This is a genomic window from Flavobacterium sp. (assembly GCF_027531705.1).
Taxonomy (GTDB): domain Bacteria; phylum Bacteroidota; class Bacteroidia; order Flavobacteriales; family Flavobacteriaceae; genus Flavobacterium.
Genome location: NZ_JAPZSP010000034.1, coordinates 61,468 through 67,633 on the forward strand (window position 1 = coordinate 61,468; position 6,166 = coordinate 67,633).

At 31.5% G+C, this 6,166-nt stretch carries 6 protein-coding genes; 4 read left to right on the forward strand and 2 right to left on the reverse strand.

All coding sequences use genetic code 11. The annotated features are described in order from the left end of the window. Genes O9267_RS12625 through O9267_RS12635 form a run of 3 tightly spaced genes read left to right on the forward strand, consistent with a single transcriptional unit; the run spans window position 1 to window position 3,544 of the window. Window positions 1-1,077, forward strand: a complete 1,077-nt coding sequence (locus O9267_RS12625; RefSeq protein ID WP_298180130.1) for an energy transducer TonB — start codon at window positions 1-3, stop codon at window positions 1,075-1,077. 15 nt (window positions 1,078-1,092) lie between these two features. Next, the gene (locus O9267_RS12630; RefSeq protein WP_298180132.1) at window positions 1,093-2,247 is read left to right on the forward strand and encodes an aminotransferase class V-fold PLP-dependent enzyme; all 1,155 of its coding nucleotides are present in this window, start codon (window positions 1,093-1,095) and stop codon (window positions 2,245-2,247) included. A 40-nt stretch (window positions 2,248-2,287) separates the two neighbouring features. Beyond that, complete coding sequence (locus tag O9267_RS12635; protein ID WP_298180134.1) at window positions 2,288-3,544, forward strand: zinc-dependent metalloprotease; 1,257 nt, start codon at window positions 2,288-2,290, stop codon at window positions 3,542-3,544. 57 nt (window positions 3,545-3,601) lie between these two features. On the opposite strand, the gene O9267_RS12640 is transcribed toward O9267_RS12635, so the two are convergent. Further along, a complete protein-coding gene (locus O9267_RS12640) occupies window positions 3,602-4,285 on the reverse strand; it encodes a class I SAM-dependent methyltransferase (protein ID WP_298180136.1) in 684 nt (227 codons plus the stop codon). Window positions 4,286-4,354: 69 nt separating this feature from the next. Here O9267_RS12640 and O9267_RS12645 point away from each other — a divergent pair, with 69 nt between their 5' ends. Next, entirely contained in the window at window positions 4,355-4,852 is a 498-nt protein-coding gene (locus O9267_RS12645) for a YkgJ family cysteine cluster protein (protein WP_298180138.1), read from the forward strand. Between the two features lie 41 nt (window positions 4,853-4,893). On the opposite strand, the gene O9267_RS12650 is transcribed toward O9267_RS12645, so the two are convergent. After that, window positions 4,894-6,138: a DUF1343 domain-containing protein gene (locus tag O9267_RS12650; RefSeq protein ID WP_298180140.1), complete on the reverse strand. Its 1,245-nt coding sequence runs from the start codon at window positions 6,136-6,138 to the stop codon at window positions 4,894-4,896. Window positions 6,139-6,166: the final 28 nt, after the last annotated feature.

Genomic DNA, 6,166 nt, shown 5'->3' on the forward strand with positions numbered 1-6,166 from the left:
ATGAAGTTGCATTTCATCATATTGTTTTTCGTAACACTTGGAGCTTTTTCTCAAAATGAAAATTCTGAGGATGAGGTCTTTCTTTTATCGGTTGTTGATAAAAAGCCTGAATATCCTGGTGGTATTTCTGAATTGTTTAATTTTATTTCAGATAATATTAATGTTTTAACAAACTCTAAAGTTGATGGAGGAAGAATTATAACAAGTTTTATTGTAAATGGTGATGGTGTTTTGTCAGATATAAAAATCATTAAAGGATTAGGATTAAATATTGATAATGAAATATTTCGTTTGCTAAATAGCTGTAATAATTGGATTCCAGGTGAAATAGGTAATGAAAAAGTAAAAGTTAAATATGTTTTGCCAATAAATATACCTAAAATAAATGTTATTCCGAATGAAGAAATAAACCCTCAATTAGACACAATATTTACTGAAAAAGAGATTGATGTTATGCCAATTTATAATGGAGGCGTTAATGAATTTTATAATTATGTTGGAAAAAATTTTGTTGTACCTGATATAGAAGGTTTAAAAGGAAAAATTTATGCTTCTTTTGTCATAGAAAAAGATGGTACAATGGATAATTTTAAAATTATTAGAGATGAAGTTGGCAGTGGTTGTTCAATTGAATTTATAAGAGTTTTAAAAACTTGCCCAAAATGGACTCCAGCATTTAAGAATGGAAAGCCAGTAAGAATTTTGTATTATATGCCAATTAGTATTCAAGCAGGTTCAGATATTAAAAGCAGTAAAGATCTTGTCTATTTCAATATTTCTGATTTAGATGCAAATGGAATTCCTGAGTATACTGATGGTTTAGAGGCTTTTTATAGTTATATTTTTGACAGTTTGGACAAAAATAAAATTAAAGGATTTAAGAAAAAGTTAAGAATTTATATGAGTATTCTTGACAATGGAACTGTTTATAAGGTTTATATTGAAGATAAAATAAGCAAAGAAGTGTCAGATGAAATAACCAGAGTTTTAAGACAATCTGCAAAATGGAAACCCGGTTTCAAATATGGAATTAATGTGAATACTATATACGGTTTTCAGATTAGCATAGGCTATTAAAAACTAAATTTTTCTATGAAATCCCATTTCCACCTAAACCCCGAAATTACTTTTCTTAATCATGGTTCATTTGGAGCTTGTCCAAAACCTATTTTTGAAGAATACCAACGTTTTCAGTTGGAGTTAGAAAACGAACCGGTTTATTTTATTCAAAAGAAATCGGCTGGTTATCTAAAAACTGCTCGTGAAAGTTTGGCTAAATTTATTGGTTGTGATGCACAAGATTTGTTTTTCACACCCAATCCAACATTTGCCGTCAACACCATTATGCGCAGTTTGAAATTACAAGCAGGCGATGAAATTCTTACAACCAATCATGAATATGGTGCCATGGATAGAACTTGGCATTTTTACTGTAAAAAATCGAGAGTCAAGTACATTCGACAAGAAATTTCGTTGCCAATAACTTCAAAAGAACAAATACTTGACGAGTTTTGGAAAGGAGTAACATCTAAAACCAAAGTGATTTTTCTCAATCAAATTTCTAGCTCAACGGCACTTATTTTTCCAGTTAAGGAAATTTGCGATAAAGCCAGAGAACTTGGATTAATTACCATTATTGACGGCGCTCATGTTCCGGGTCATATCGATTTGGATATTACAGATTTAAACCCAGATTTTTATACAGGTACATTGCACAAATGGATGTTAGCTCCAAAAGGCAGTTCGTTTTTATATGTAAAAAAAGAATATCAAAATGACATAGAACCTTTGGTTGTAAGTTGGGGTTATGAAAGCGATTTTCCTGGTGAAAGTCAATTTTTAGATTACCATGAATACCAAGGAACTCGCGATATTTCAGCTTTTTTGTGTACACCAAAAGTGATTGAGTTTTTAGAAGAAAATAACTGGAAAGAAAAAGCGATAGCTTGTAGAAAGTTGGTTTTAGATAATTACCAAGATTTTTGCGATTTACTTAACACAAAACCATTATGTCCAATTTCAGCAGAATTTCTTGGACAAATGGCAAGTATTCCGATAAAAACTGAAAAGCCACTTGAATTAAAAGAATTGCTTTACGAAAAGTATAAAATTCAAATTCCTGTAATGCCTTTAAATGGGAATGTTTATTTAAGATATTCTATTAACGCTTATAATTCTCAGGTGGATTTAGATGTTTTAAAAAAGTGTTTAATTGAAATTCAATCAAAAACTGATTTATTATGTTGATTTTTTTTATATTATTGCAAAATATTAATAACATAAAATTATGAAAAAACTAATACTTACTCTATTTTTAATTGTTTCTGTTACATCTTTTTCGCAAAGAACATGTGGAACAAAAGAGTATATGGAAAGAATGATGGCAGATCCAGCTTACAGACAAGAATACCTTGAGCGTCAAGCTAAATTTGAAATAGAGTATAAAAAACTGCTAGACCAAGAAGAAAATTACAAAAGTAGAGGTGTTCAATCTCCTAGTGTCACAAAAGTAATACCTGTAGCTGTGCATTTTCCATCAGTATCTAACTCTAGTAGTGCAAGTGTAAAAACTTGTTTAAGAGCATTGGCTCAATCACAAATTAATGTTATAAATGCTGATTACAATGCAGCCAATACAGATATTTCTAATTGGACAGCAGCTAGTAGTTTTTATCCAGGAGTAATAACAGGAAATTTAGACGTTCAATTTGTAATTGCTACACAAAATCATCCTACAGGAACGGGTATTGCTAATGGAACTGTAGCTGTGACTTTTGGAACAGATTTTTTAAGTGGAGCTGATAATGATACAACATGGTCTGGATATATGAATTTTGTTGTTCGTGATGAGGGGAGCCAAATATTAGGATATTCACCATTTCCAGGAACTCCATCTGCGGGAAATTGTGTTGTGATGAATACAATATGCTTCGGTAAAGGTGCAGGTTGTACAGGATATGTTCCGCAATCACCTTATAATTTAGGAAGAACAGTTACCCATGAGTTAGGTCATTTTTTTAATTTAGATCATACATTTGCTAACGATAATGGGTGTGCAGGAACTGATGATGATGGAGTAACTGATACTCCAAGATGTGGATTTGCAAATTACGGTTGCGTTACAAATGGATCTGTTGCAGGTTGTGTTTCTGGACAAAAACAACTCACAATGAATTATATGGACTATTCAGATGATGCATGTATGTATATGTTTACTAATGGTCAAAAAACTAGAGCTTTAGCTTATCTTAATACAATTTACAGTCAATATAAAACAAATGTTTTGAGTAATATTGAAATCAATACAATAGATTTTATTGTCTATCCAAATCCAAGTAATGGAGTTTTAAATATTCAATTAACAAACTTAGCTTCAGATTATAGTGTTGAGGTTTATGATGCTATGGGTAGAGAAGTAGATTTTACTAAAAATGACAATGCTAATATTAAGTCAATTGACCTAAAAAACGTTGCAAAAGGAATTTATTATGTGACTATTGCTTCCGAAAATAAGCAAACAACTAAAAAAATTATTGTAGAATAAACTTTTTCTTTTACAAAACAACAAACCTCATTTACAGTTGTAGATGAGGTTTTTTGTTTAAAATAATTTTGCCAAATAATCATAATGTTCACCATTTTCAATCAACTCGCATTGCAAACCATTTTCAGTAGCTAATTTTTCTAACAAAGGATAATCGAGATACAACCATGGAAAAGGATTTTCGGTTTCATTTTTGTATGAAATGGTAAAAGTAAGTTCGCCATAATAGTTGTCGGTTGGAACTTCATCTTCGTCGAACATATAAATAATATCGGAAGAATCAATCAGAATTTGCCCGTTTGGATTTAGTAAACTTTTTAGTTTTTGAAGATACTTTGAACTTTCGGAAATAGTCTGAAAAATTCCAGTTCCATTCATTAGTAGCAAAATGGTATCAAACTTTTCGTTTTCTAAATTTAAAATATTTTGAGTTTTAGCATTTTTTAAACCCCGAAGTTGGCAAGCTTTTATCGCATTTTCTGAAATATCTATCGAAGTTACTTCAAAACCTTTTTCTTGAAGATACAAACTGTGACTTCCAGCACCACAACCAACGTCAAGAATTTTTCCATTTGCTAATTTAAGTGCTTTTTGTTCGAGTTTTGGCATTTCGTTATAATCGCGAAAAAGATAGGCAACATTCATTTCGTCGGCTTCGGAAATGTTGGTTTCGGTTATAATATCTTTGGGAGAATTGTTGGTTTGAAAATCGAGAATGGCTTTTCCGAATAAATCTTTCATTAAAAGTTTAAAAGTTTAGAGGTTTAAGAGTTTAAAAGTTGTTTAAATTTGCATCAGAAATCAAATAAAATGCTAAAGCCAAATTTAAACGAACTCGGAAAACTTGCCAAAGATAAGCATAACGAAAACAAAAAGTATTTCGATAAGCTGAAAAAGAAAGCACCTAAAAATCTGGATTATGTAATGCAAGATTTACACGATAACGAGTTCAAAAGAACCGATTGTTTGGAATGTGCCAACTGTTGTAAAACGACTGGGCCACTTTTTACATCGGTTGATATAGAACGTATTTCAAAACATTTTAGACAAAAACCACAACAATTTATCGACCAATATTTGCGAATAGATGAAGACAACGATTATGTTTTACAAAGTGTTCCCTGTACTTTTTTAGAATCGGATAATAAATGTTTCATCTACGATGTACGCCCAAAAGCATGCAGAGAATTCCCGCATACTGATAGAAAAAAGTTTCAACAAATTTCTGATTTAACGATGAAAAATGTTGCGATTTGCCCTGCAGCATATAATATTGTTGAGGAAATGAAGAAGAAGTTGCCGTTGTAATAAAAAAGAAATCTGTGAAAATTTGTGAAATCTGTGTTTGCTTAATAAATCAAATACTTAGCCCTCATTTTCTTAAAATCACCCAAACCTTTCTCCCAATATTTTCTGATTTCTTCTTCAGAAAAACCACTTTCAATTTGTTGTTGTAGTTTTTTGGTTCCAGCCAATTTAGTAAAAAACGGATTGAAAAATTTACTTTTATCCGAAGTCGAATTGTAAGCTTTGATTAACCATTTTAATTCTAATTTACTGACTTTTGCAATCGAGGTTAAGTCTTCACCATAACATAATTCATTTTTATAAAGCGGTTCTTTCGCACCCAAATTCGGAATAGGAGTAAAGCTAAAATCACTTTTAGGAAGAAAAGGCGAGCCGTAAATTTGAAACTGTTTTTCTGTACCGCGACCAACACTTACATTCGTCCCTTCAAATAAACACAAGCTTGCATACAGATTTATCGACTGATCATTAGGTAAGTTGGGCGAAGGTTTTACTGGTATACTATAAGCCGTTTCTCTATTATAATTTGAACACGGTATGACAATCAATTCACATTGAATGCCATCTTTGAGCCATTTTTCACCATTAATCATTTGTGCATATTCACCAATAGTCATTCCGTGCAAAGTCGGAATTGGATGCATGCCAACAAAACTCGTAAATTCTTTTTCCAAAATCGGACCATCTACAATGCTTCCATTCGGATTTGGTCGGTCAAGTACAATTAATTGAATTTTATTTTCAGCACAAGCCTCCATAACATAATGCAAAGAAGAAATATAAGTGTAAAAACGTGCGCCAACATCTTGCAAATCAAAGACCATAACGTCAATTCCATCTAATTGCTCAGGTTTTGGTTTTTTGTTATTACCATAAAGAGAAATGATGGGTAAGCCAGTTTTGGTATCTTTTCCATCAATAATATGTTCACCAGCATCTGCCGTTCCTCTAAAACCGTGTTCAGGGGCAAAGATTTTTTGAACCGAAACTTTCTTTTCAACCAAAAAATCAACTATCGATTTATATAAAAGCTCATTTTCTTTAAAATAGGAAATGGTTCCAGTTTGATTAGTAACAATTCCAACTTTTTTGTCTTTTAATAAAGGTAAATAGTTTTCATAATTATCTGCTCCTGTATTAATGACTGAAATTGTTGTGGTGCTGTCAATCTTAGTTGAGGTTGTTTTCGGTGGTGCAGGCGTAAATATCTTGTTGCCGATTCCACATGAAGTAGAAACAAACATAAAAATCAAAATCACCAAAAAACTGTTAAGTATATATTTCATAAACTTTTAAACTTTTAAACTTTTAAAC